Raw genomic sequence first — 23,784 nt, 5'->3', positions numbered from 1 at the left:
GCATACGTCATCACACTCCGACCCACAACGAAGGACACCAGCAAGGCAGCACTCGCCACTCCCCACCACGCCCCCACAGGATCACGCAGCTCGGAGCTGATCACGTTCTGAAGATCAACCTAAGAAAATCCGACGATCCCGACAAGGCGACCAATCATCACAAATCAGAAACTACGCCTATTCGTCATGTAACGCTCCGTTATAGGCCAATGGTTTTGAGGCCTACGCTGACTGGAGAATCAGTAGCTCTGCCTTATCCGGTGCAGTGCCAACGATGGGAGGTAGGGCTCAGACTTCTTGATGGCCTTCATCACCGTCCCGGTAGGCTCTGCCGATCAAGAAGCAGAGACAGGAGGCGCAGCAGACGCGCGAATGGCGACTCCAGTGGACCGGGCCGTAGTACCGCCACACCAACCACCACGAGTGCCGCCGTCACCGCGACGGCGAGCACACCGGCGATCAGCCAACCGACAGCAGGATGAATGAACACCCCGCCCACCCCAGCACCGGCAAGGGAGACTCTGCCCATCCAAGGCCAGGTGGGTCTATGCCTCGCCTTGAGCCGGCGGGCCGAAGCCCGCGGCTCACCAGAGGGGGCGTTCATGATGGGCGGCGGGCACGACACCGTGCCCGTCAGGATGGGGATGATCTTCGAACGCCTCGGGTACCCTCTCCAATGCTGGGCTCTCTTCCGGTAGAAGGGCAGTTCATGCAGCACCGACGGCCTCCTGTTGGCGCAGGGGGCCGTCCGCGTTCCCAGGGAGAAATAAAGACTGCCCACAGCCGTCCCCGTCGTATATACCTGGGCCGCGGCGATCAGTGAGCAACTCCGTGAAGATGTACATCCCGGGTTCCGCAGTTGGTAGTCACACGTGAGCGTGAAATTGGGGGTTGACCTGGGGGAACGCGTGCAGGGCCGTAGAGGGTCGTGTGCTTACGCCCTCCGCAGTCGGGTGCCGGTCGGGTCAGGCGGGTTCGAAGACGGAGACCCGGGCCGGTGGCGTGATGGAAAGTGCCTGGTAGATGGCTCGTTGTGCGGGTCGTAGCGGGGTGGTGTGGATGACGGTTCCAGCCGGTCCGGCGAGGGTGACCTGGGACAGACGGGACAATTCGCGGTTGATCGGGGGCCATCTTTGCCCGCATCCGCGTTCGGCTACCCGGGTCAGCAGCAGGGCCAGCCAGCAGATCAGCACGTGCGCGCGGATGCGGTGTTCGAGCCGGTGGAAGACCGGGCGCAGAAGCAGTTCGGACTTCATATCCCGGAAGCCTCGCTCGGCTTCGAGGAGGTTCTTGTAGCCGAATGCGGCGTCTTCGGTGCTGATGTCGGGATCGCTGGTGGCCAGCAGGTACTTGCCGTCCAGTCGTTCTTCGGCCTTGACCTTGGCCCGGTCGATGACCAGGCGTCCGTTCTTCTGCTGGCGGATCCACCGCTTGAGGGTGGGATGGTCGCGTAGCGCGCACTCGGCGCGGACGTGGGCGGCCTCGGCCTTGTCGCGGGCCTTGGCGTTCAGCTCGCGCCCGGCTTCCCGCGCGCGCTGAGCCTTGATCCGCTCCAGTTCGGCCTCGATCCGGGCGATGGCCTGCTCGCGGTGCTGCCGGTCGCGCTGTTCCTGGTCGGGGTTGTGGCAGATGATGAACCTGACGTCGCCGGCGCCGTCGAGGCGGACCTCCTTGATGCGCAGGTTGTCGCGCACCTGCTGGTAGCGGCCCTGACGCGAGAGTGCCTGCTCGACCAGGGCGCCGCCGTCGCGCATGCGCATCCCGGCGATGTAGTGGCCGCCCGCGCGGCGCAGGTATGCCAGGTTGTCGGCGCTGGAGAAGCCGCGGTCGACCACGGTGATCACGCGGCCTAGCTTCCAGGCGCGCATGTCGTCCTTGATCTCGGCCAGCACGCTCTGGTCGTTGGTGTGGCCGGGCCAGCACCACACCCGCACCGGGATGCCCTCGCGGGTGACTGCCAGCCCGATGACGATCTGCGGTAGGTCGTCGCGATGGTCTTTGGACTTGCCGTAGGTGCGGAACGCCTGCTCGCCGTCCTCTTGCTCATCGCGTTCGAAGTAGGTGGAGGTGGTGTCGAAAAACAGCAGGTCGACTTCGAGGTTGAGCAGGTGGGCGACGGCGAAGAACACGGCCTCTTGAACCTCGCCCTGGGTGTCGGCCTCCACCAGCAGGTCCATCGCCCGATAGGCCTGATCGTCGTCCATCGCCGCCAGGTGGGGGATGATCACGTCCTGGCTGGCCCATTCGGCGGCCGACAGCTTGCTCATCGGCGCGATCGCACGGTTGGCGACCAGGGCGAACAGCACCCGTTCCATGTTGGTGGTGAAGCGCCGGCCGTCGGCCGCCTTCTTGATCGCCGAGGCGACGGCCAGCTGCCGCCACAGGCCCTCCAGCAGCCAGACGGCGCCGACCGGGCGGGAATCGACCACCTCGATCGGCGCGCTGCCCGCATGCCGGCCGACCTCGACGGCGTCATCGGCCGCGTCATCGATCTGGCCGGAGTCGTCCAGACCGCCACCGAAGTGCTTACGGATGGAGGCCGCCAGCCCGAGTAGCCCGGTCACGTCCAGGCGGTCCACCCGGCCCAGGTTCATCAGCACGTCCGGCTTGATCTTGCCGTCCACGCGCCGGTTGTGCGCCAGGGCGACGTATCGGACGACGCTGCCGTCGGCGTTGGCTCGCTGCGTGAACCGCAAGTACATGACTACACACAACCACGACCCCTGAGCTCACGTACCAGAAATATTCAAAGTCGTGTTACTACACTCTCAGTCCTTCGCGGTACCTCGACGCTCGCTACAGGTCATCTACCTGGAGATTCTCGCTGCCCACTCGCTTCGTGTGACTACGAACTGCGGAACCCGGGTACATGATCGCTACCCCAGGGCAACAAACACCTACCACCTCACTCCGGGGTTCCGCACAATTCGCGCGCCCTAGAGGCTCAAAACGGCGCTTGAGCTGGGAAAACGCGCATGGCTACCGGGTGTGTCCAGTCAGTGGTGTATCTCGATCTTGTTTGATTAGCGGGTGGTCGGGGTCAGGCGGCCTTCGAAGGTGATGGCGAAGGCGTTCAGAGCGGCTTTCCAGCGCGTGACCCAGCGTTTGCGGCCCTTGCCGGTCGGGTCCAAGCTCATGATCGCCATGTAGACGCACTTGAGCGCGGCCTGCTCGTTCGGGAAGTGGCCACGGGCCTTGACCGCCCGCCGGATCCGGGCGTTGACCGACTCGATGGCGTTGGTCGAGCAGATCACCCGGCGGATCTCGGCATCGAAGTTGAGGAAGGGCACGAACTCGGCCCAGGCGTCCTCCCACAACTTCACGATCGCCGGATACCTGCCGCCCCACAGTTCGGCGAACTCGTAGAACCGTTCCAGGGCGGCGGCCTCGGTCGGCGCGGTGTAGACCGGCTTGAGCGCCTTGGCGATGGCGTCCCAGTGCTGGCGGGCCGCGTACCGGAACGACGCGCGCAGCAGATGCACCACACATGTTTGAACGACAGCCTGCGGCCAGACGCTTTCGATGGCCTGCGGCAGCCCCTTCAGGCCGTCGCAGACCACCATCAGCGCATCAGTGGCGCCGCGGTTCTTGATCTCGGTCAGCACATGCAGCCAGAACTTCGCGCCCTCGCCACCGTCGCCGGCCCACAGCCCGAGGATGTCGCGCTCGCCATCGACGGTGACGGCCATCGCCACGTAGATGGGCCGATTGGCGACCTGGCCCTCGCGCAGCTTCACGTGGATGGCGTCGACAAAGATCACCGGATAAACCGCATCCAGAGGCCGGTTCTGCCATTCGGCCATGCCCTCCAGCACCTTGTCGGTGATGGTGGAGATGGTCTGCTTGGAAACCTCGGCGCCGTAGACCTCGGCCAGGTGCGCGGAGATCTCCCCGGTGGTCAAGCCTTTGGCGGCCAGCGAGATGACCATCTCATCGACGCCGGACAGGCGGCGTTGCCGCTTACGCACGATCTTCGGTTCGAAGCTGCCGTCCCGATCGCGTGGCACAGTGATCTCGACCGGCCCAACATCGGTGATCACCGTTTTGGACCGGGCACCGTTGCGGCTGTTGGTCGTCTCGCCACCGGAGCGCTGGTGCTTGTCGTAGCCCAGATGGTCGGTGATCTCGCCTTCCAGCGCGGACTCCAGCACCAGCTTGGTCAGCCGGCCCAGCAGTCCGTTCTCGCCGACCAGTTCCACGCCCTCGGCGCGGGCCTGGTCGACCAGCCGCTCCACCAGCTCCCTATCCGACTCCTTGGCCTTGGTCTCCTTGGGCTGCTTGCGCGCCACGCCGGCGTCCTCCAGGTCGATCTCCGTCGATGCCTGGATCACAGTACTCATCAGGTGCGTTCTCCTTGATCAGGAGTTACACCAGTGACCGTACAGACCCTGGCTACCCGGCGAGGCGTTTCTCTAGGGCAGGGTTTATGCAGCTCAGCGGCTGCCGCCATCACGCCGGAACTCCGATGCACATGCGAGCTGCCCTGGTCAGGGGGCCAGCGGTCGACTCCTTCGGAAGAACCACTGGTCAGCATGCAGTTCTCCAGAGGTTACACCAGCGCCAGCAGCTCCGTCGGCAGTCCGCCTGCAAGGCGTTTCCCTAGACGAGTAAGTCCTATGTCCTGGGCCTGATGATCAGGCATGAGAGGGCGGTTCGCGAGCTGATGTCCCTTTGATCGCTTGTGCTGTATGTGGAGGGCTGGTCACGGGCTTGTTGCCGGGCTATGGACGCGGCTGGGCGAACAATCCTGGCTCGATCTCCATGAGAATGCCCAGGCTGACCAGGCGCTTGAGCTTGGCGCGGGTGTTTTCGATGTTCTTACGCGCCAGGGGCAGGTCCAGGGCCAGGCAGAGGTCACGCGCTCGTGAGGGCTGACCGATGTCGGCCATGAGGGTGAGAATCTGCTGGTAGGCGGGATGGCCGGGCACTGCGGGAGCCGGTGGTGGCGGGGATGCCGGAGCCGGCTCGCCGGCCAGGACGAGCAAGGTCTTGCGGGTGATCCGCAGATGATCGAGGTCCTGGTCGAGGTCCCGCAGGCGGGCGGTCAACTCCGCGATCTGAGCTTGGATCTGTTCGATGTGGCTGGTCAGCGTCTTCTCGCGGGCGTCGATCCGGTCCAGCAGCCACGCGCCGGGGTCCGGGGTGCTCACGTGTCGCGCCAGGCAGGGGTGGAAGGGCTGGTCAGCCGGCGGGTCATCACGTCGGTCATCGCCCAGTACACCCGTGACTCGGAACTGGCCGGATCGTGTTCGTAGTCGCGTACCAGGCGCCGGTGCAGGGACATCGTGCCGTAGGTCTGCTCCACCACCCACCGCTTGGGCTGAGGGACGAACCCGGCCTCGGCGGCGTTACGTTCGACGATCTTCACGTTGATGCCGTGAGTGGCGCCGTGGGCGACCACCGCGTTCTTGAATCCTTGGTCGACCAGGGCAGTGCGGACGCTGCCGGGCGCAGTGGCGGCGGCGACTCGGTCCAGCAGAGCGTTACCGATGGCGTTGTCGTGGATCGAGGCTGCCGCGACCACCACCGCGATGACCAGGCCCAGCACGTCCACGGCCATCCCGCGCTTGCGACCCGGTACCTTCTTGGCCGCATCCCGTCCGGTCGTGGCCTTGGGGACGCCGGCTGCGGCGCGCACGCTCTGGGTGTCGAGCACCACCAGGCTGGGGTCGGCTAATACTCCAGTGACACTTCGCGATCTTGAGGGTTCGGGGTCACATGGCAACGGCCACCGCGTGATCATTCGGAGTTTGTGAAGACAACCAAAGATCGTGCGGTGGCCGCGGACCACAGCGTAGACCCTGACGGCTGGATGGTCATCTTCAACGAGTTGATGGCCCGGATCGCCGGCCGATTCGGCCGCGTCGAACCACGCCGCGCTGCCGGCGCCTACGTGCGCGGGCTGCTGGCCGACATCGACCGCAAGAACTGCTGGAACCTGGCCGAACACGCCGGACTGCTTGGCCCGCAGGCCCTGCAGCGGCTGCTACGCACCTCCCGCTGGGACGCCGACGCCGTACGCGATGACGTGCGCGCCTTCGTCGTTGACCGGCTCGGCCCGGGCGGCGTGCTGATCGCCGATGAGACCGGCTTCGTCAAGAAAGGCACCCGCTCGGCCGGGGTGCAGCGGCAATACAGCGGCACCGCAGGCCGGATCGAGAACTGCCAGATCGGGGTGTTCCTCGCCTAGGCCACCCCACGCGGCCGGGCCCTGCTGGATCGGCGGCTCTACCTCCCGAACACACCTGGCTGGCCGACCCCGACCGGTGCCAGGCAGCCGGCGTCCCGGACGAGATCGCTTTCGCCACCAAGCCCGCGCTGGCCACGCAGATGATCCTGGCCGCGCTGGACGCGGGCGTGCCCGCCTGCTGGGTGACCGGCGATGAGGTCTACGGGCAAGACCCGTGCCTGCGCGCCGCCCTGGAAGCGCGCCGCATCGGGTACGTGCTGGCCATCGCGGGCAACCGGCGGGTCGATCTCGAAGGCGTCCAGGTCAGCGCGGCCGAGGTCGCAACAAGGGTGGCCGATCGGCACTGGCACCGCTACTGCGCCGGTCAGGGGGGCAAGGGGCCGCGCTGGTATGCCTGGGCCTGGGCACGCATCGACGAGAGTGAGATGGAGGGATATCGGTGGCTGCTGATCCGGCGCAACCTGACCACCGGCGAGCTGGCCTTCTACCGCTGCTACGCGCCCACCCGGCAGCCCCTGATGACCCTGGTCAAGATCGCCGGAAGCCGCTGGGCGGTGGAGGAGTCTTTCCAAGCTGCAAAGAGCCAGGTCGGGCTGGACCACTACCAGGTGCGCGGTTGGACGGCCTGGCACCGGCACATCGTGCGCCACGAGGCGCTGAGGGATCGAGTGGAGGTGGGAGACCTTCGCCGCTGCGCTGTCGCAGCAGCGTAGTGAAGCTGGGGGTAGCCCGAGCCGGGAGACGCCGGTGAGGGTGGCAAGCGGCCCCGACAACGACGGAACGTATCGGTACTGCCAGACGGTGCGGGTCCGGCAAGCGAGACAGGACGGTGTACGTGAGGAACCGGCGTGTAAAGCTTCTCAAGAGTGCCACCAGCTCGAACCTGGCGGATAGGGGCTGGATCGCGGTGCGCACCTGCCGGGTGATCCGGCGGGGAACTTCTGGGCCGGTTGATGTGGCCGGTCGGGAGGCCACGGGGAATGCCTGCGGCGTACTCGTGGCGAGACCGCAGGGGCATAGCCGGGCACCACGCCTGTTGATCGATTCCTTGGTGAACGTGGGAACCACCCGGGTGCCTCCCTCTCCTCCGGCCGGCCAGGTCGGTGGTGGGCAGGTGCGTCGTCCACTAGCAGCATCCGGGCGGGGCGGAGCCGTCGTAGTAGTCCGAGATCGGGAGAGCCGGTCGCATGGCGAAGGACGGCAGCGAATCCGCAGACGGAGGACTGGAAGACCAGGAGCGCAATGGTGAATACCGTTGATCCGGACGCCCGGCTGGTTCGAGCCGAGCGGCGGGTACTGGAGATCCAGACGAAACTGCACCGCTGGTCGGGCGAGGATCCCGGCCGCCGGTTCGACGATCTGTTCAACCTCGTGCACGATCCCGCCTTCCTGTTGGTCGCGTGGGACCGGGTACGCGGCAACCGGGGTGCCCGCAGCCCAGGGGTGGACGACATCACCGCCCACGCCGTGCGACTGTCGGGCCGGGAAGAGACATTCCTGGAACGGCTGTGCCTGCAGATCAAGACGCAGACGTTCTCCCCGCAACCAGTGCGGGAGGCGAAGATACCCAAGGCGAACGGGAAACTCCGCCGTCTGGGCATCCCGACCGTGGCCGACCGGGTCGTGCAAGCGGCCCTGAAACTGGTTTTGGAGCCGATCTTTGAGGCGGATTTCGTCCCGTGTTCCTACGGGTTCCGCCCCCAAGCGCCGGGCTCAGGACGCCATCGCCGAGATCCACCTGCTGGGAACTAGCTCTTATGAGTGGGTCCTGGAGGCGGATATCGAGGCGTGCTTCGATGAGATCTCGCACTCAGCCCTGATGGAGCGGGTGCGCGGGCGCATCGCGGACAAGCGTGTCCTGGCCCTGGTGAAGGCGTTCCTCAGAGCCGGTGTCATGCGCACCGACGGCAGCGAGGAGCACACCTTGACCGGCACGCCGCAAGGGGGCATTCTCTCCCCGCTCTTGGCCAACATCGCGCTTTCGGTGCTCGATGAGCACTTCGAGCAGCACTGGCAGCGCGAGATGGCCACGAACGCGCAGCGCAAGAAACGACGCCGCAACGGGCTCGGAAACTGGCGCCTGGTCCGCTACGCGGACGACTGGGTGATCATGGTCTCCGGCGCCCAGGCGCACGCCGAAGCACTGCGCGATGAGGCGGCCTTAGAGGTCCTAACAAAGGACTTATCGGATGAGGCGTCGCCAGCAGATGATCGCGGCGGCGAGGGTCATGAACGCCTCGTGGATGTCGTCGCGGATCTCCCAGCGGATGCGCAGGCGGCGGAACCAGTGCAGCAGCGCGATCGTCTGCTCGATCACCCACCGGTGGACGCCCAGGCCAGAGCCGTGCTCGGTACCCCGGCGGGCGATGACCGGCTTGACGCCGGTGGCCCAGACCATGCGCCGGTACTTGTCATGGTCATATCCCCTGTCGGCGTACAACATCTTGGGTCGCCGGCGGGGTCGGCCACGCCGCCCTCGCACCGGCGGGATCGAGCGGAGCAGCGGCATGACCTGGGTGACGTCGTTGCGGTTGCCGCCGGTCAGGCTGAGGGCGAGAGGGATGCCGTTGCCGTCGGCGATGACATGATGCTTTGAGCCCGTCTTTGCTCGATCGACCGGGCTCGGACCCGTTTTGGGCCGCCCTTCAGCGCCCGGACGTGGGAACTGTCCATCACCGCCTTGGACCAGTCCAGCCGACCGGCGGCGTGCAACTCCGCCAGCAGCAGTTCGTGCAGCTTCTGCCACACCCCGGCGGCGTGCCAGTCCCGCAGTCGGCGCCAGCAGGTCATCCCCGAGCCGAAGCCCAGCTCCTGCGGCAGGAACTCCCAGGCGATCCCGGTGTAGAGCACGAACAAGATTCCTGACAGCACCTTACGGTCATCCAGCCGCTTACGTCCTGGGTGATCGGCCCGGCGGGGCACCACCGGCAACAGCGGTTGGATCCGCGCCCACAACTCATCCGGGACGATCCACGGTGGCTGCTCGCCCTTCCTCACGCCGTGATCAACTCGGAACCGATCACCAGTATTCCTAGATCATTTTGTTAGGACTTCTTAGCCTTGGCGCCGATGGGCCTGCGCCTGTCAGCGTCCAAGACACACGTGGTCCACCTCGATGAGGGCTTCGATTTCCTGGGCTGGCGCATCCAGCGTCGACGGAAGCGAGGCACCAATCGTCACTACGTCTACACCTATCCGTCGAAGAAGGCGCTGGCCTCCATCGTGGACAAGGTGCGGGCGTTAACCGGCAGATCCAAACACCGGCACCTGTCCAACCTGCTGCGCCAGCTCAACTCAACGCTGCGGGGATGGTGCGCCTACTTCCGGCATGGAGTGTCCGCCGCGACCTTCCGCTATGTGGAGGAATACGCCTGGCGGCGAGTCGCCGCCTGGCTTCGCAAACGACACCCCGGCATCTCGTGGGCACGGCTGCGCCGCCGACACCTCTCAGGAGGACGACCGGCGCAGAGCGGGATCACCATGTTCGACCCCAACACGGTCGCGATCACACGCTACCGCTACCGAGGCCGACAGATCCCCACACCATGGACAACCTCGGCATACGCCTGATCCAGCGGCATGGCTTCGTGGAGAGCCCGCTGCGGTGAGAGTCGCACGGCGGGTTCGGCGGGCGGGCCGGGGAAACGGATCCTCAGAAACGAAGACACCGCGCCCCGGCTCGACCCAACACCCTGGCCATGCTCGCGCTGGCCCTGCTGGCCGCGATCGCCGCGGCCCAGCCAACCAGCACCCCTGACGACCGCATCCCCCTGACGCTGCCCGAGATCCGCCGGTTACTGGCCACGCTCGCGCTGACCACAGCCCACACGGTCACGGCCATCATGCGCTGGTCGGACTGGCGCCGCCGTCACCAAGCGAGAGCCCGACACTGCCACTACCAGCGCAGATCCGAACCATGATCGAGAAGTGTCACTGGAGTACTAATCGTGCCTTCTTCTCCCGCACCTGGAAGCGCAGCAGGTCGTGGATGGCCTGGTCGGTGCCGTCCTTACGCCAGGCGTTGTAGTAGCACATGACCGCGCTGCGAGGTGGCAGGTCATGGGGCAGCAAGTTCCACTGGCAGCCGGTCCGGCTCTGGTACAGGATCGCGTTGACGATCTCCCGCATCTCGTATTTGCCCTGGTGGCCGCTGACCGAGGGGTGCGCGGCCTTCCATGCCGTGATCACCGGCTCGATCAGGGACCACCGCTCATCGGATAAGTCCGTCGCGTACGGCTTGCGTTCGCTCACCCGGCCATCTCAGCATGTCCACGCCCACCAGCAGGGCATAACGCTACAGATTCACTCGATCACACTGCGACATCAACGACATAGACCCACGGACCGCCCTCTGAAAGGTGCAGTCGATCCGCCCCTGCTTCCTTTGCCGGATCACATCGCGGATCTTCTGTCGGATCTGGGCAGCCCGCAGCGGCTTGCGGCGCACCTGCGGGCCGTTCACGATGTCGCGCACGAGTTGGTCGAGTGGGTGGAGGGGCGCTACCTGGCCTTGTCCTTCGACCGCGAGGCGGTGTTGTTCGGGGCGGCGACGCACGATGTCGGGCAGGCCGTCCATGTTTCCGAGCTTTCCGGTCCCGGATCGGCTCATGAGGACACCGGTCAGGCCCTCCTGCTGTCCCGCGGCGTCTGCCCGGACCTCGCCCGCTTCGCCGCCACACACGCATCATGGACACGATCCGATGCCGGCCTGGAAGATCTCTTGGTGAGCCTCGCCGACAAGATCTGGAAGAACAAGCGCGTGCCGGATCTCGAGGATCTGATCGTGGCTCGGCTGTCCGAGGCGACCGGTCAGCCGGCGTGGGAGGAGTTCATCGCGCTCGATGAGGTGCTGTCCCGTATCGGTGACCGGGCCGATGAACGCCTGGCGTTCCAGGCGTCTTTCCCCATCCATAGCTGAAGAAGCCGGCGACGCACGATGACGATGAACTCCGACGCCTCCAGCCAGATGCCGAGCATTCCGCCGAGGCCGCAGCTTCCCAACCTTGCCGCTGCGCGTCTGCGCGGCCCGACCGAAGCCGTTGCGACCCGCTGGCAGCAGCTGCTGCTCGTCTGGCGGTGGGATCGCGAGCGGCACCAGGCCGTACATCCCGGCAGGGCCTATCCGGACGTGGTGGCTTTGATCGAGGCTGCCGGAGCGAACCGACACTCCGGCAGCTCTACCCCTTCACCAGCCATTTCCGGCTGTGCTTCAGCAGCCGCGCGAGCCATCCCTGGTCGGTCCGGGCGCCTTCGATCGAACCCCTTCGTGACGGCCGGTTCCGCGTTCTTCATCCTCGAAGTCCCGAGGTCATCGGGGTCACCGACACCGCGGACGCCGCTGTGGCCTTGGCCGTCGCCAACCTTCCGGCCGGGCTCGGCCCAGCGGTCGACAGCGTGGAAGAAGGCGCTCGTGATCAGTAAGGGCGGCTCCACAAAACAGCGGTTCCTGATCTTGCACGACTACGGCATGGGCGGTTCGTGGTGGTGGGTCCGCGCGCGATCAGCTCGTGAGGTGCTGGGGACGTTCGCGGAAGTGGAGGTGATCGAGACCTCTGAAGCGATCGAGCAAGCCGCGGCCTGGAACCTCGAAGAAGCCGATGTCGATGCGCCGAGCATGCCCGCGGGCCTGGACGACCTGCACGCCAAGCGGCAGAAGCAACGGCATCTGCCCGGCTTCGGCGCGTTGGCCGACCGCACCATCGTGTACCTGCGGCGCCGATGGGACGGCGATGACGGTGTAGATCCGGCCGTCTACCTGATGGAGATCGGATCCGACGGGCGCCGGCTGAGACAGGTCGAACTGACCGAAGACGGGGACACCCTCAAGAGCGATCCGGATGACTGGACCTTCAACCCGCCCGTCGTGGACCTCTTCGACCCCGAGCTGAAGGACCTGGAGATCAGCAGAGACGAATTTGAGGCCGCGTGGCACCGCGCCAGCAAGGACGGCCGCGACCTCTGAGTTGTCCATCGCAGACCGGACGTCGAGCACCAACCGCCGTTGACCTGCTGCTAACCCGACTCGCGGCCCGTTTCTGCCGTATTCCGGTGGCACCTGTAGACGATCCGCACCGGCACTCCTCGGGGAAGGGACGGAACCCCCTTCTATCTGTTGGGAAATCCTGTCGTCAATCAGCGCTCGAAATCAGCCACCCGGAGCGAGATTTCATCCCGTAGTGTCCTGTTTCCGGGGCCTCGGGAGCCGGTCGAGCGGCCTGTCGGAAAACCTTCATTTGAGGACACCGAAGGCTTCGGCCCGTGTGCACTTGGCTAGGGCCGCGACCTCCAGGTGTAGGGCGCAATGGTCGCAGTGTCCACGTCGGTGTCGGGCCAGCAGCGGCGCAGCACCTCGGCCGTCGACCGGCACCAGGCGGCGAAGTGGGGCAAGACCCCGTAGGCGTCCGCGGTGCGCGCCCCGGCTTCCAGGCCCGCCACCAGCTGGATCCGGGAGTCGTCGCCGGGCTCGCGCGCTTCCCGCTTGCGCAGGTCGTTGGAGCGGATCGCCGTCCAGACCGCAGCCGCCGAGGCGAGGCCGAACCCGAACCGCCGGTCGTCCTCGGCTTCGGGGATGCCGCGCGCCAGGGCAGTGCGGAACGCGGCGATCTGGCGCTCCCCGCAGACCGCCATCCACAGTGAGCCGGGGACGGCGAACCCGGCCGCGGCAGTGAGCGCATGGCGGAAGCCCGCCCCCTCAAAGTCGATCAGCCGACCGTCGCCGTCCGGCATGGTGAGATAGTTGTTCGCCTCGGGGTCGCCGTTGGTGAAGGCCAGGAACGGCCCGGGCTCGGCGAGTTCGGCCCCAGCGGCCCGCAGGTCGCGCTCCGCGGCGTCCGGCATCGGGACGCCGAACTCCGCGGCCCGCTCGGGCGCGGTGCGCCACAGCCCGGTCCAGGCGTGCTCTCCGTCGTCGAGTCCCTGCGCCGGGGTGCCCAGCTCGGCGCGGCGCGTGGCGAAGTCCGCGGCGCGGCTGGCGGAGGCGGCGGCGATCTCGCCCTCGGCGGCGGCGAAATCGGTGAGCCGGTCGTCCAGCTCCGGGGTGAGGCCGTTGTGGCGCAGCAGCCGGGCAAGCTCGGTGCGTGGGCCGAGGTCCTCGATCACCAGCATCTGGGTGTCGGGCTCCGCCGCGAGCAGCCGCGGCCCCAGGTGGGCGAGGCCCAAGTCCTTGTCGAGCAGCTCCAGCGCGGCGCGCTCGCAGCGCATCAACTCCGCGGCGGAACGCAGGCCGTAGCCGCCGGGACGCAGGCGCTTGACGATGATAGGGGAGCCGTCGGCGAGGTGGGCGCGGAGCACCCAGGGGTGCCCATCCAGCTCCTCCAAGCGGGCGACGGGGACGGCGAGCAGATCCTCGATCTCGGCGGCGACGACGGCATCCACGGGTGAAGGCATCGGCGGATTATCGCACGCTTGCGTCATATTCAAGATCACCCACGCTAACCTGCTGGGCCTTCGTGAGCGGAGGGCCGATCAGAACCTACTTTGGGGCTGGGGCCATATTCGGGAGTGGAGGGCCGACACGATCCTCCACGACCTCTAACCCGACGCTGGCGGCGTTGGCCGCATATCCCGCGCGCGGGCTGAGCGTGCGCTTCAGCGGTGCGGATGAGGGTCCGGAATCGTGGCTTTTGCCGGGATGGCCGGGTTTGCTGACGACCTTCAGACTGCGGGGTGCAGCCAACCGCGGGGAGGTCCCGTTGAGCGAGACGCCGCCGAACGAGCCGCGAGGTTCGCGGTTACTGCTGGCCCTGCAAGGCGCGGGCGCCGTGATGGGCACGGTGCTGATCGTGTGGCTGTCGTTCCCCGACGTGCTGGCGTGGGCGCGCTCCCCCGAGGGCCTGGACCAGTCGACGTTCTGGGCATGGCTAACCGCGGTCTGGGTGGCCGCCAGCCCCGCCATGCTAGCGATCTCGGCGTGGCTGGCCTGGCGGGACGGCCGAAGCGCCCGCGCCCTGATCGCCGTGGCGTTCATCCCATGACTGCTCGATGGTTGCTCGTCCGTGTTCAGCTGCGGTGAGGGTCGAGGCATGGTCACGGCACATGGCCGTGACGAGAAAGGGACAAACGGCACATAATGGTGATGGTCAAGAACACATGGTTGCTCGGTGGTTGCTCGCCTGTACGCGATACAGCACGGCATCCATCATTACTTCCCGACACGACGGCGGGGAGAATTCCGTCCACAGCGATAGAAAATGTCACTCCGCGACACTGAGCGACATCGAGGGAACCGACTCATAATCCGTGGGTCGTGGGTTCAAGTCCCACCCGCCCTACTCTTCAATACCGCGTTCGACCTGGGGTTTCTCGGTTCTCACCGGCCTCCAATCTCGTTGTTGATCACGGTTGGTTGCTCGGTGGTTGCTCTTGTGTACGAACCGTGTAACGCGGTAGATCATTAAGACCCGTCACTGTCAACTCAGGCCCCAAAGACCACCATACGAAGGTCAAGCCAGAAGGCCTGCACAGCACCGCTGGTCAACGGGGTCCCATGCCCGGTCAAGCCTTGTCCAAGCCGGCTCGTCGTGCCGGCCAGGCCGCTGCTGACCAGCAGATAAAAGATCCGCTGCATCTCGTAGCGAACCGCATCGGCGAACTCGACGCCCGGATCGCGCAGGTCAGCAGCCGCGTCGACGAGTGCATCCCGCCGTTCACCGACCAAGCCCGCGGTTCCACCGGGAAGGGTAACCCGTGGCTGGCCGCCACGCTCGGCGAGGTCGTGGCCGCGATCTCCCATACCGCAGCTTCCTAGGTGAACGCTGCCGGCGACTGTCCAAACGCCGGGCCCTGCACGCGTTCCTCCAGGTCAACCCTCAATTTCGGGCTCACGTGTGACTACCAACTGCGGAACCCGGGAAGAACCACGCCTTGACAGCACCGCGAAAGCCTTAACTACCTGGCCTTGGTGGAAGCCCCACCAGCCGACCGACCGGATCGGCCAGGACCTGCACGTTCACGCCGTGGCGTCGGTGTTTGCCGGAGTGGTACGGCCGTTCTTCGGCCAGCCGGTCGATCGGTATCAGGGTGCCGTCCAAGATGGCGTAGGCCAGCAGGCGCGCGCGTAGGTGTCGCCATTGCTCAGGTGGGTCAGGACCAGCAGGGCTTGCCGAGACGGATTCAGGCGCCGCCACCGGCAGCGGCGCTCGGCCCGCTGGGCGCGGATCAGCGCGGCCAGACGGATCAGGGCTTGGTTGGACAGCGGAATCGCAGCACGGTCTGACAGCAACGAGGCTCTCCGGTAGAGGCATCGGATCTTGGTCGACTGCTGTCTTATCGACAGCCTCTTCTCATGCCGACCGGTCCCGGCGTCGCCCCTGCTGACCTGCACACTGATCACGAGATGGTGGCTTCGAGGACGGCCCAGCCTGGTTCGGCACGGTGATACTTCGGGTTCTGAAGGCCGAGGCAGCCGGCGCCCTGTGGGACGCCTTCCCTGCGGTGGCGGACACGCCCAGCTTCCACGAGGTCAAAGGCCCGGGTCGCTCACTTCCGCTCCGTCCACGGCTCGTACGCGTCGTCGTCCGGGAGCACCCAGACCGCCGCCTTGGGCCGCTCGATCTCCTTCAGCAGCTTCACCGCACCCGTCTTCGGCGAGAGCTGGTAGACCGCCACTCCCGTCGCGGTCTTCGATCGCACGACCAGCCGCCCGGACCGGTCGAAGTCAATGTCGTCGATGTACTGCCCGCGCGGCAGCTTCACACTCACCACGGCACCCGTGCGGCCAGTGTGCAGGTTCAGCAGGCGCACCTTGCGGTACTCGCCCCCCTTGCCGACCAGCACGGCCGAGGTGGTGTAGTCCCCCGCCAGCGCGCTCGGCGCCAGCCGCGTCTTCAGCCACAGGCGAGACCGCAGCGCCCGGTCGAACACGACCATCCGCTCCCCGTTCAGCAGCAGCCGCTTGCTGTCCGGGCTGAACCCGGCCAGGCCCCATGCGTCTGTCTTCTCCGGCGTCCCCATCGCCTTGCGCTTGCGCAGGTCCACGAAGGCGCCTAGGCCCGGCCCCGAGGTCCCGGTGACCACATAGCTGCCGTCATAGGACACGAACGGCCACTCCTCACCGATGGCGTACGCCGTGATGCCCTTGGCAACCACCCGCTCCTTGCCGTGCACGGTCCGCTCCACGAACAGGCCGTCCTTCTTCCGGTAGTAGAAGATGTGCCGCCCGTCCCCGCTGATCAGGAACGGCGCGCGCTCCCCACCGTTGACCGCGTCCTTGGGCGCTACGGCGAGCGCCTCCGGCACCTCTACCACCTTCCCACTGGTCAGCACCACTTCCCAGGTCTGCGTCCGCTGCGCGTAAGCGATTGTGGCCGGTGTTTCAGCGGCCGCGGGCTGGGCGGTCGCCGTTAAGCCGGTCAGGGTGAGTGCCGCGAGTGACGTACGAAATCTCATGGTTCATGGGATGCCGCCAGCGCGGGGAAAGTTGTCCACGCGGACCAGACTCGGGAGAAGGTCCGTCGATCGGCGCCATCGTTGCCTTGGGTTACTGAGGTGCCTCCGCAGGTCAGCGCGTTGTTGATCAGTAAGGCCTGTCATCCTCGGGCCAACTCGTAGTTCTGCAGGACGGCGATCGCCTTGCAAAGCCAGTGGCTCGTCACCGAACGTTGGTCGGGTAATCGATTCTCCCGAACCAGACGCAGAATGAGGGCACGGATGGAGCCGACCGTGGGTGGGCGCCCACGTCGCTTTGGCCGGCAGATATGGGCGTGACGTCGTTTCATCCGATCGCGGTGCCAGCGCAGGACGGTGTCCGACCGGAGGAGGAGCCGCAGCCGACGAAAGACCTCGCGCGGCAGCGAGGTCAGGAGCGCGGCGAACGCGTTCGTGACGGTCAGATAGGCCAGGCGAAGGAGCACGGCGGATCATCCTGCCGTACGCGCTTCCGCCTCCCAGGTGACCAGAGCTCGCGAACGCCACGCGAAGCCCTCACAGGGCCATGACCTGGGCGGATGTAATTATCGGCAGGCGCAGGACGCAGAGCCCGTAGTACTTGCTGGCGCAGAGCGCTTTGTAGTGCAAAGCGCTCTGCGCTACCGTGGAGGTCGATGGCGTCAAGAACGGAGGCACGCGTGCAGAACCACCCCGTGCGCGATCTAGAACGAGTCCGCTTCGTCACTGCGCATTACGAGATGCTCCAAGGACTCGTCGTCCTGCCCTTGCTGACGGTGCTCGGCGTCCTGTTCGTAGTGGACCCCCGCTCCGGCAGCCAAGGCGATGCGGTGATCTGGTGGGGCATGGCCACGGTGGGGCTGATGGCGGCACTCGCCGCCATACCGGTGCTGAGCGGTTACTACCGGCGCAGGTACGGCGCGGTCCGGGCTCAGCGGCAGCAGGGGCGCTCGGCTTTGGTGGCCACGGGCGTGGTGTTCGCCACGGTCGCCGCCTTGCACACGTTCACGCCCGCCTTGCCGTTCAGCCCGGAGGCGGTAGCCGTGGGGGCGGGAGTACTGGTGGCGGGCTGGCGGCTGCGCCCGCTCGCACCTCCGTTCCTCCTGACGGGCGTCGCCCTCATCGTGGGTGGGCTACTGCCCTTCCAAGGCGTCGGCCATCCCCTGTCCGATTTGTCGATCTTGCTGGGAGTGTGTTGTGGCGCTGCCGTTCTGCTGGGGATTTGGAGCCACCTGCTGCTCAGACGAGTGCTAGGCGGGAATGAGTCCGGTGAGTGAGCCCTATCAGGAGTTGGCCAACCTGGACAAGCTCGTCCATGAACCTGCCAGGCTGGCCATCACCGCCGCCCTGGAATCCTGCAGGGAGGCCGATTTCCTCTACCTGCAGCGTGTCACGGGCCTGTCACCGGGCAATCTCTCCTCCCATCTGACCAAGCTCGAGAACGGCGGGATCGTCCAGGTGCGCAAGGAACTTGCAGGCAAGCGGACTGAGACCTGGATCCAGCTGACCACGAAGGGAAGAGCAGCGGTGATGGAGCACTGGCGCCGCCTGGAACGGTTGCGCCCCAGAGGCGGCCCGGGCCGGCCTTCCAGGTATTCCGTCGACTGAACGTCTCTTCGGCGGACACCGCGCGCTGGGTGGTCCGATCGGTGCCGGTGAACCCGAGCACGACCAGGCGCTTGCGCACCTGGTCGGCGCCGATCTTCTCCTGCGACTGCTCAACGAGCTCTTCGATCTTGGGCACGAAACCCTCGTTCAGCTTGGCACGCCGGGCGAAGCTGACGTAACGGGGCACGGTGTGCTGATCGCAGCCGACCAGGACCGCGGCTCTGCGGTAACTGCCGGTCAGATCGAAGGCGGCCAGAATCTCCACGATCTCCTCATCCGTCTTCACCACGAGTCGCCGACCGGCCTGGCCACCTCCGCAGGGCGTTACTTCTCCAGTTGCACTTGGAAGATCGCTCGGTTGAAGGAGGCCCCCGGCCTCGCGGATGAGCCCGTCCTGGTCCAGGCCGTAGATGTTGATACCGGACCAATTGACCGAAGTGCCGTCGGCGGCGATGGCGCCGCCGCTCCAGGCAACGGCAAGCCGATGGGGTTTCGGGTTCAGTCCCGCAGAGCGGCGATGGCCTTCTCGATGCGCCGCCAGCGTGTTTCGGGCTTCTTCGCGCTCTCGATGGCGCGCACATGTTCACGCTTGCGGCTGTCGGTGAGATCGTCGTAGGCAGCACGGGCGGCCGGGTCGTCGTCGAGGGCTCGGGCGAAGTCCACGGGTTCGACGACGGTGCGCGGCTCGGTGTCGAGTTCCAGCTCGACCTCGACCTCCTCACCTGTCACGACACCGGCGGCCTGCCGGTTGCCCTTGCTGAGGCCGAGCAGATGACGGCCGCGCAAGATGGCGACGCGACTCTTCCAGCAATGCTCGTTGACGGTGATCGTCACCAGCGGTCGCGCGCCCCCGCCGAGCGCCTCGACCACCTCGGGCGGAACTTCCAATCCCCGCATGGGCTCGGGAGGCTCGACAATGGTGCGAAACTTCACAACGTGCTCCTCTACTCCGCGTAGGGCTGGTCCGTGGCCTGCTCGCTGTAGCCGAGACTCCAGATGTAGCCGTCCGGGTCGGCGAACGTGCCGCCGTACCCGCCCCACGGCAGGGCGCCGGCGGGCTTGAGGATCGTGGCGCCGGCCTTCTCCGCCTCCGCCATCACCTCGTCCACCCGCGCCTCACTCCGCACGACGTAGGTGAGCACCAGCCCGCTGAAGCCGCTGCCCTCCGGGCTCGTGCCCGCCAGGCCGGCCAGACCCTCGCGGCCGTAGAAGCCGACGGGCGAGGCGCCGTCCGACTCAAAGAACACCGAGATGCCGAAGTCCTGCCCGACCTTCCAGCCGAGCCCCTCGGTGTAGAACTGCTTGGCCCGGTCCATGTCCCGGACGCCAAGAAGGATCGAGCTGACATGTGCCTTCATGTCTTACTCCTTATGTAGGGATGGTTATGCGGTGCATGGGTGATCATGTGCCCGGCCGGCCATCCAGGCAGGGCTCGGACGCCGCGCGGGCACGGGTGTGCGCCGCTGAAACCGGTCGCGAGCGCGATGCTCATTACTCCTCGCCCTGCCTGAGGACGGTCCTAGCCCCATCTCTGGCCGGCCGGCTCCTTGACGGTGACGTTGAGGCGGTTGAAGAGGTTGGTGATGCCAATGCTCATGAGGAGGCCGGAGATCTCCGCCTCGGAGAAGTGGTCGGCGATCTCGTCCCAAAGGGTGTCGGGGATGGCCTCGCCGGAGCGATCGGCGACCCGGGTGACGTGCTCGGCCAAGGACAGGGCGGCCCGCTCGGCGCTGGAGAAGTACGGGGCCTCTTGCCAGGCGGCCACGGCCGCGATCTTGTCCTCGTCGGCGCCGGTCCTCCGCATGCTCTTGGCGTGGTTGACCACGCAGGCGCTGCAGCCGTTGATCTGGCTCGTGCGCAGGCCGACGATCTCCTGCAGTTCCTGGGAGATCCCGCTGCTGTTGATGCCCTTGAAGATCGCCTGAATGCCGGTCATGACATCGGGGAGGACGTAGGCCGGGTTCGTCATGCGAGCTTCCATCGTTCTTCCTCTTTCTCGTCGTTTCTGCTGGCGGTCTGGTCTGAGGTATGAGACGGATGTCGAGGTTCAGTCGCCGGGCCGCACGAGGGCCAGGTAGGCCTGGCGTATCGGGTTCGGGGCGTTGAGCGAGGATCGTGGTGATGACCTGTTCGCTCGCACCATCCAGGAGCCACGGCAGGATCCGGGACGCATCGCGGCCGATCCACTGGGTGTGGATCTGCCCGAAGTGTGCACACGACTCTTGGGTGATGACTGCCTGGATCGCCGGCAGCGTCTGGTCCTCCTCGTGTCCGAGGCGGCCAGCGAGGCCGGTAACCAGGGAGTCGGTGAGGTCGCCGAGCTGTTCCATGCCGATCTCGGAGTGGGCCAGTGCCGCGCCGATCGCCTCGATGACCTGGTTGATGGCGACGTGCAGGAATGCCTTGAACAGGTCCCAGCCAGCCGTGGTGCGCAGGAGGGCGCGGGGGTCGCCGTCGACCCGAGCGGTGATCCTGGCTAGGTACTCGGCCTCGCGACGCAGCGCGTCATGCATCGCCTACATCGTCGTCATGTCGAGCGTCGTGCTCACGGCCTTCTCCTTCGAGCGGTCAGCTCCGGCACCGCCCTCGCGTGCGGTTTTGGACGTCTCCTACCTTGGAGCGGTCGCGCGTCTACATCAACGCGAGATTCCGTATGATTCGATAACTTGGAACTTATGACGCAAATGAGGATAAAGTGGAGATTCGGGATATCGAGATCTTCCTGACTCTGGCCGAGGAGTTGCACTTCGGCCGGACCGCCACCCGGCTCCACGTGTCCCAGGCCAGGGTCAGCCAGGCCATCAGCCAGCAGGAACGTCGCATCGGCAGCCCGTTGTTCGACCGCTCCAACCGCCGCCAGGTCCGCCTGACCTCAGTCGGACGGCAGTTGCGCGACGACCTACGACCGGTCTACTCGGGGCTGCAGCAAAGCCTTGAACGCGCCCGGATGGCCTCCCGAGGCATCACAGCGCGCCTGCGTGTGGGCATGCTGCCCTTCAACGTCCACGACTTCCACCCGTACTGGCAGGCATTCCGTGCGCGGCACCCGCAATGGGAACTACAGCTACGCCGCGCCCCCTTCGTCGACCCGTTCGCCGCCCTCCGCGACGGTGAGATGGACGTCCTGATCGCCTGGCTACCCGTGGAAGAGCCCGACCTGACCGTAGGCCCGTCGTTGCTCACCGACCGCCGGGTGCTCGCCGTCTCCGGCGCCCGCGAACCGGCCGGACGGTCCTCAATTCCGCTGGAAGCGCTCGGTGACTTCCAGCACGCCATCGCAACCGACATGCCGGACTACTGGCAGGATAGCTACCTGCCCTTCCACACCCCGCGCGGGCAGACGATCGAACGCATCGCCTCCATCACCAACACCGACGAACTGATCGATCTCGTCGGCACCGGCGAGATCGTCCACACCTTTCCCGCCCACGTCACCCGGTATTGGTCGATGCCCCACCTCTGCTGGCTGCCCATCCCCGACATGCCGCCCCTGACGTACGCCCTGGTGTGGCAGACCGACACCGACAATGACCTTGTCCGCGCCCTCGCCCAGACCGTCCACGACCTAGGCGCCACCACCGGATGAGCAACGCCCGCAACCGCGAGCTCGGCGAGACACCCTGGTCAGCCCTCTATCAGCGCTGACGGCAGGGTCCCTGACCGTCATCTTCGCGCAGGCTGAGGTCCTGGTCGCGGGTCCTCCCACGGCAGCAACGACCGCGCCTTCGCCAACGTCCTCGAACAGATTCAGGTCTCGGCAGAACCGGCAGCGGGGCCGCCACCCAACTCGACGGGTCACCCACCACAGCGCGGCCGATATCACCGTGTTCGAGTTCGACGCCGCCGTCCTCAAGCAGCCGGGAATGAGAACTGGTCATGTCTGCGAGTACGAACCGCAGCCATTGTTACGCAGAGCTACATTGGGGCTGGTGGCATGAACCCGAGCGGGGAGCCGTGCAGCCTGACCGTCATGAGCTGGATCGCGACTGGCCTGAGACTGGCACGATTCACCGAGGCGTGGAGGGCGCCGCCATCCGTGTCGACCTCGAGCCATCGCCGCTGGGCATCAGCCCCGCCCAACGTCGTCGGCGTTATGGACTGAACGGCCTGCCAGGCACGCCACGACCTCATCCGGATCGGCGACCATCACGCCTACGACCGACTGCTGCACCGGTACGGCAGCCAGTTTCGGCCGATCCCGCTCCAGGCCGCCTGGAGCGGGTTCTGGATCAACCACCGGCGTCGCGCCCGGCCTGCCCCGAACCGGAATGGATCCCCACACGTCGGCGGCTGATGGCTCACGCCATGCGCGCGAACTGGCCCTCCTGGCGTCGGAGGTTCCCTGTCGATGGCGTCACGTTCACCAGTGAGCCACTGCCGGAAGTGGCAGCATGGCCGCCGCCCTTGACGCCGCACGCGCCTACCTGCGCGCTCCGCCGCCCTACGGCCGGATCCGCAGCTACCCTGCTGATGCCGAACGGTCGGAACTGGTGCGTGCTGAAGGCCGAGGGTGGAGTCTGATCGGCGAGTTGAGACGCGATCCGGTGGCCTTTGTCCTCCTTGACGGGAGGTGGTGAGGTTTCCCGTAAGCGTCACAGCCGGGCGACCCACTCGGCGCCCGTGAGGATGTCGGCTCCCCGGGCCGGGAAGACGCGGTTGACCAGGAAGTCGTGCACGTCGGGTTCAGCGTCGGCGCAGGCGTCGCTGAGCACGGTCAGGCGGTAGTCGCGGTCGGCGGCGTCGTAGAACGTGGCGGCGACCATGGCCCCGGTCGCGACACCGGCCAGCACGAGCGAGTCGATGCCCTGGGCGTGCAGGATCCGGTCGAGGTCGGTCCCCGCGAACGCGCTGGCGCGGCGCTTGAGGACGACCGCCTCGCCCGGCAACGGCTCGATTCGCGGGTGTACGAGCGTCTCGGCGGAATCTTCGTGGAACAGCGTCCCGGCGCCGTGCAGGGCGTGGATCACCTGGTTGCCCGCTGCCACGTCAAGGCCGGAGGCCCGGAGCCCGAACCGGATGAAGATCACCGGGATTCCGGCGGCCCTGGCCGCGGGGACGACCTTTTCCACGACGGGTAGCACGCCGGCGGCGAAGGGGTAGTTGTCCACGATGCCCGCCTGCAGGTCACCGACGATCAGGGCGGTGGTGGTCATGCGGACTCTCTCACTGTACGACGTACCATCGGCCATCCTCACGCTCGTGTTGTCGATCTAGTACGACGATAGTGGGACATATCCGTACCTGCGGCGTCAGTCACGTTCGCCATCGGCCGAACGGCGAATCGCCGGCTCACTCGGTGGAACGGTTCTCCGCGGGCTGCCCGCCAGGGCGCGCCGACTGTCCTCCACGCGCTCGGTCAGTTCGTGACCGGCCGGGGCCACGTACACGTCGACGCCCCAGCCGTCGTCGAGGTTCTTGCCGGGCGTCAGCAACCCCTGCGCTGGGTGCGGTCAATGAAGCCGGACATCGTGGATTGTCCAGGCCGAGGTAAGCGGCCAGCTCGGTCATGCGGAAGCAAAGCCAACGAATGTTCCCGTCCGAGCCATGACGGTCGCATCGAGCGCACGGGCGATCCCGAAATCGACAAGCTTCGGGCCTGTCGG

Annotated in this window: 25 protein-coding genes and 3 pseudogenes; 13 read left to right on the top strand and 15 right to left on the bottom strand. The window is 66.5% G+C overall.

Annotated features, from left to right (window positions below; genetic code table 11):
- Positions 1–965: 965 nt before the first annotated feature.
- From FH608_RS50165 to FH608_RS50150, 4 genes are all read right to left on the bottom strand, one after another.
- A complete protein-coding gene (locus FH608_RS50165) occupies positions 966–2,702 on the bottom strand; it encodes an IS1634 family transposase (protein WP_139638290.1) in 1,737 nt (578 codons plus the stop codon).
- Positions 2,703–3,023: 321 nt separating this feature from the next.
- Positions 3,024–4,340 (bottom strand): IS256 family transposase, encoded by a 1,317-nt coding sequence (locus FH608_RS50160; RefSeq protein WP_394367752.1) that lies wholly within the window; start codon positions 4,338–4,340, stop codon positions 3,024–3,026.
- A 381-nt stretch (positions 4,341–4,721) separates the two neighbouring features.
- Entirely contained in the window at positions 4,722–5,150 is a 429-nt protein-coding gene (locus FH608_RS50155) for a hypothetical protein (protein WP_139638289.1), read from the bottom strand.
- Positions 5,147–5,659, bottom strand: coding sequence for a transposase (locus FH608_RS50150; protein ID WP_264372967.1), 513 nt, complete (start codon positions 5,657–5,659; stop codon positions 5,147–5,149). Before FH608_RS50150 ends, FH608_RS50155 begins: the two co-directional genes overlap by 4 nt.
- Positions 5,660–5,833: 174 nt before the next feature.
- Between FH608_RS50150 and FH608_RS54110 the strand changes: the two are divergent.
- The 3 genes and pseudogenes from FH608_RS54110 to FH608_RS53645 form a co-directional block, all read left to right on the top strand.
- Positions 5,834–6,903, top strand: a pseudogene (locus FH608_RS54110) (IS701 family transposase).
- Positions 6,904–7,432: 529 nt separating this feature from the next.
- Positions 7,433–7,942, top strand: coding sequence for a reverse transcriptase family protein (locus tag FH608_RS53650; protein WP_226900680.1), 510 nt, complete (start codon positions 7,433–7,435; stop codon positions 7,940–7,942).
- A pseudogene (locus FH608_RS53645) lies at positions 7,851–8,279 on the top strand (reverse transcriptase domain-containing protein); the annotation flags it as partial. The gene FH608_RS53650 and the pseudogene FH608_RS53645, both read left to right, overlap by 92 nt.
- Positions 8,280–8,372: 93 nt before the next feature.
- Here the strand turns inward: FH608_RS53645 and FH608_RS50125 are convergent.
- Positions 8,373–9,160, bottom strand: a protein-coding gene (locus FH608_RS50125) for an IS5 family transposase (protein WP_226900691.1) whose coding sequence is annotated in 2 segments (ribosomal slippage) — positions 8,373–8,827 and positions 8,827–9,160 — 789 coding nt in all. Because the reading frame shifts where the segments join, the coding sequence is not laid out codon by codon here.
- Between the two features lie 99 nt (positions 9,161–9,259).
- On the opposite strand from FH608_RS50125, the gene FH608_RS50120 reads away from it, so the two are divergent.
- On the top strand, positions 9,260–9,760 hold the full coding sequence (locus tag FH608_RS50120; RefSeq protein WP_139638286.1) for a group II intron maturase-specific domain-containing protein: 501 nt from the start codon (positions 9,260–9,262) through the stop codon (positions 9,758–9,760).
- A 128-nt stretch (positions 9,761–9,888) separates the two neighbouring features.
- Complete coding sequence (locus FH608_RS50115) at positions 9,889–10,110, top strand: hypothetical protein (protein WP_139638285.1); 222 nt, start codon at positions 9,889–9,891, stop codon at positions 10,108–10,110.
- Positions 10,111–10,120: 10 nt separating this feature from the next.
- Here FH608_RS50115 and FH608_RS50110 read toward each other — a convergent pair whose 3' ends face one another.
- Positions 10,121–10,441, bottom strand: coding sequence for a transposase (locus FH608_RS50110; protein ID WP_226900678.1), 321 nt, complete (start codon positions 10,439–10,441; stop codon positions 10,121–10,123).
- Between the two features lie 133 nt (positions 10,442–10,574).
- Here FH608_RS50110 and FH608_RS50105 point away from each other — a divergent pair, with 133 nt between their 5' ends.
- The 3 genes from FH608_RS50105 to FH608_RS54665 all read left to right on the top strand — a co-directional run bounded on the left by FH608_RS50105 (position 10,575) and on the right by FH608_RS54665 (position 12,152).
- A complete protein-coding gene (locus tag FH608_RS50105) occupies positions 10,575–11,108 on the top strand; it encodes a phosphohydrolase (protein ID WP_226900675.1) in 534 nt (177 codons plus the stop codon).
- 158 nt (positions 11,109–11,266) lie between these two features.
- Positions 11,267–11,611 carry a DUF6193 family natural product biosynthesis protein gene (locus FH608_RS54670; RefSeq protein ID WP_226900672.1) on the top strand — a complete coding sequence of 115 codons (345 nt, stop codon included), beginning with the start codon at positions 11,267–11,269 and terminating at the stop codon, positions 11,609–11,611.
- The gene (locus tag FH608_RS54665; protein WP_226900671.1) at positions 11,601–12,152 is read left to right on the top strand and encodes a hypothetical protein; all 552 of its coding nucleotides are present in this window, start codon (positions 11,601–11,603) and stop codon (positions 12,150–12,152) included. The genes FH608_RS54670 and FH608_RS54665 overlap by 11 nt, the downstream gene beginning before the upstream one ends.
- 308 nt (positions 12,153–12,460) lie before the next feature.
- On the opposite strand, the gene FH608_RS50095 is transcribed toward FH608_RS54665, so the two are convergent.
- A complete protein-coding gene (locus FH608_RS50095; protein WP_139638284.1) occupies positions 12,461–13,576 on the bottom strand; it encodes a hypothetical protein in 1,116 nt (371 codons plus the stop codon).
- A 305-nt stretch (positions 13,577–13,881) separates the two neighbouring features.
- Between FH608_RS50095 and FH608_RS50090 the strand changes: the two genes are divergently transcribed.
- Positions 13,882–14,163, top strand: a complete 282-nt coding sequence (locus FH608_RS50090; protein ID WP_139638283.1) for a hypothetical protein — start codon at positions 13,882–13,884, stop codon at positions 14,161–14,163.
- Positions 14,164–14,603: 440 nt separating this feature from the next.
- On the opposite strand, the gene FH608_RS50085 is transcribed toward FH608_RS50090, so the two are convergent.
- From FH608_RS50085 to FH608_RS50070, 4 genes and pseudogenes are all read right to left on the bottom strand, one after another.
- Positions 14,604–14,921 carry a hypothetical protein gene (locus FH608_RS50085; RefSeq protein WP_139638282.1) on the bottom strand — a complete coding sequence of 106 codons (318 nt, stop codon included), beginning with the start codon at positions 14,919–14,921 and terminating at the stop codon, positions 14,604–14,606.
- A 154-nt stretch (positions 14,922–15,075) separates the two neighbouring features.
- Positions 15,076–15,410, bottom strand: a pseudogene (locus FH608_RS50080) (IS5/IS1182 family transposase); the annotation flags it as partial.
- 257 nt (positions 15,411–15,667) lie between these two features.
- Positions 15,668–16,426 (bottom strand): hypothetical protein, encoded by a 759-nt coding sequence (locus FH608_RS50075; protein WP_139638281.1) that lies wholly within the window; start codon positions 16,424–16,426, stop codon positions 15,668–15,670.
- Positions 16,427–16,716: 290 nt separating this feature from the next.
- Positions 16,717–17,040 (bottom strand): hypothetical protein, encoded by a 324-nt coding sequence (locus FH608_RS50070; protein ID WP_226900670.1) that lies wholly within the window; start codon positions 17,038–17,040, stop codon positions 16,717–16,719.
- Between the two features lie 213 nt (positions 17,041–17,253).
- Between FH608_RS50070 and FH608_RS50065 the strand changes: the two genes are divergently transcribed.
- On the top strand, positions 17,254–17,850 hold the full coding sequence (locus FH608_RS50065) for a hypothetical protein (RefSeq protein WP_139638280.1): 597 nt from the start codon (positions 17,254–17,256) through the stop codon (positions 17,848–17,850).
- Positions 17,843–18,181 carry a transcriptional regulator gene (locus FH608_RS50060; RefSeq protein ID WP_193319094.1) on the top strand — a complete coding sequence of 113 codons (339 nt, stop codon included), beginning with the start codon at positions 17,843–17,845 and terminating at the stop codon, positions 18,179–18,181. Before FH608_RS50065 ends, FH608_RS50060 begins: the two co-directional genes overlap by 8 nt.
- A 498-nt stretch (positions 18,182–18,679) precedes the next feature.
- Here the strand turns inward: FH608_RS50060 and FH608_RS50055 are convergent, their stop codons facing one another.
- The 3 genes from FH608_RS50055 to FH608_RS50045 all read right to left on the bottom strand — a co-directional run bounded on the left by FH608_RS50055 (position 18,680) and on the right by FH608_RS50045 (position 20,162).
- Positions 18,680–19,114 carry a YdeI/OmpD-associated family protein gene (locus tag FH608_RS50055; protein WP_226900669.1) on the bottom strand — a complete coding sequence of 145 codons (435 nt, stop codon included), beginning with the start codon at positions 19,112–19,114 and terminating at the stop codon, positions 18,680–18,682.
- Positions 19,115–19,125: 11 nt separating this feature from the next.
- A complete protein-coding gene (locus FH608_RS50050) occupies positions 19,126–19,539 on the bottom strand; it encodes a VOC family protein (protein ID WP_139638278.1) in 414 nt (137 codons plus the stop codon).
- A 161-nt stretch (positions 19,540–19,700) separates the two neighbouring features.
- The gene (locus FH608_RS50045; RefSeq protein ID WP_139638277.1) at positions 19,701–20,162 is read right to left on the bottom strand and encodes a carboxymuconolactone decarboxylase family protein; all 462 of its coding nucleotides are present in this window, start codon (positions 20,160–20,162) and stop codon (positions 19,701–19,703) included.
- A 121-nt stretch (positions 20,163–20,283) separates the two neighbouring features.
- Here FH608_RS50045 and FH608_RS50040 point away from each other — a divergent pair, with 121 nt between their 5' ends.
- Both FH608_RS50040 and FH608_RS50035 read left to right on the top strand, forming a co-directional pair.
- The gene (locus FH608_RS50040) at positions 20,284–20,661 is read left to right on the top strand and encodes a hypothetical protein (RefSeq protein ID WP_139638276.1); all 378 of its coding nucleotides are present in this window, start codon (positions 20,284–20,286) and stop codon (positions 20,659–20,661) included.
- 215 nt (positions 20,662–20,876) lie between these two features.
- A complete protein-coding gene (locus FH608_RS50035; protein ID WP_139638275.1) occupies positions 20,877–21,767 on the top strand; it encodes a LysR family transcriptional regulator in 891 nt (296 codons plus the stop codon).
- Between the two features lie 1,006 nt (positions 21,768–22,773).
- Here the strand turns inward: FH608_RS50035 and FH608_RS50030 are convergent.
- A complete protein-coding gene (locus FH608_RS50030; RefSeq protein ID WP_139638274.1) occupies positions 22,774–23,334 on the bottom strand; it encodes a cysteine hydrolase family protein in 561 nt (186 codons plus the stop codon).
- Positions 23,335–23,784: the final 450 nt, after the last annotated feature.

Source organism: Nonomuraea phyllanthi (assembly GCF_006334985.2).
In the GTDB taxonomy this organism is placed as follows: Bacteria; Actinomycetota; Actinomycetes; order Streptosporangiales; family Streptosporangiaceae; genus Nonomuraea; species Nonomuraea phyllanthi.
Note: the sequence above shows the minus strand (reverse complement) of the source record. Positions and strands in the feature narration are given on the sequence as shown.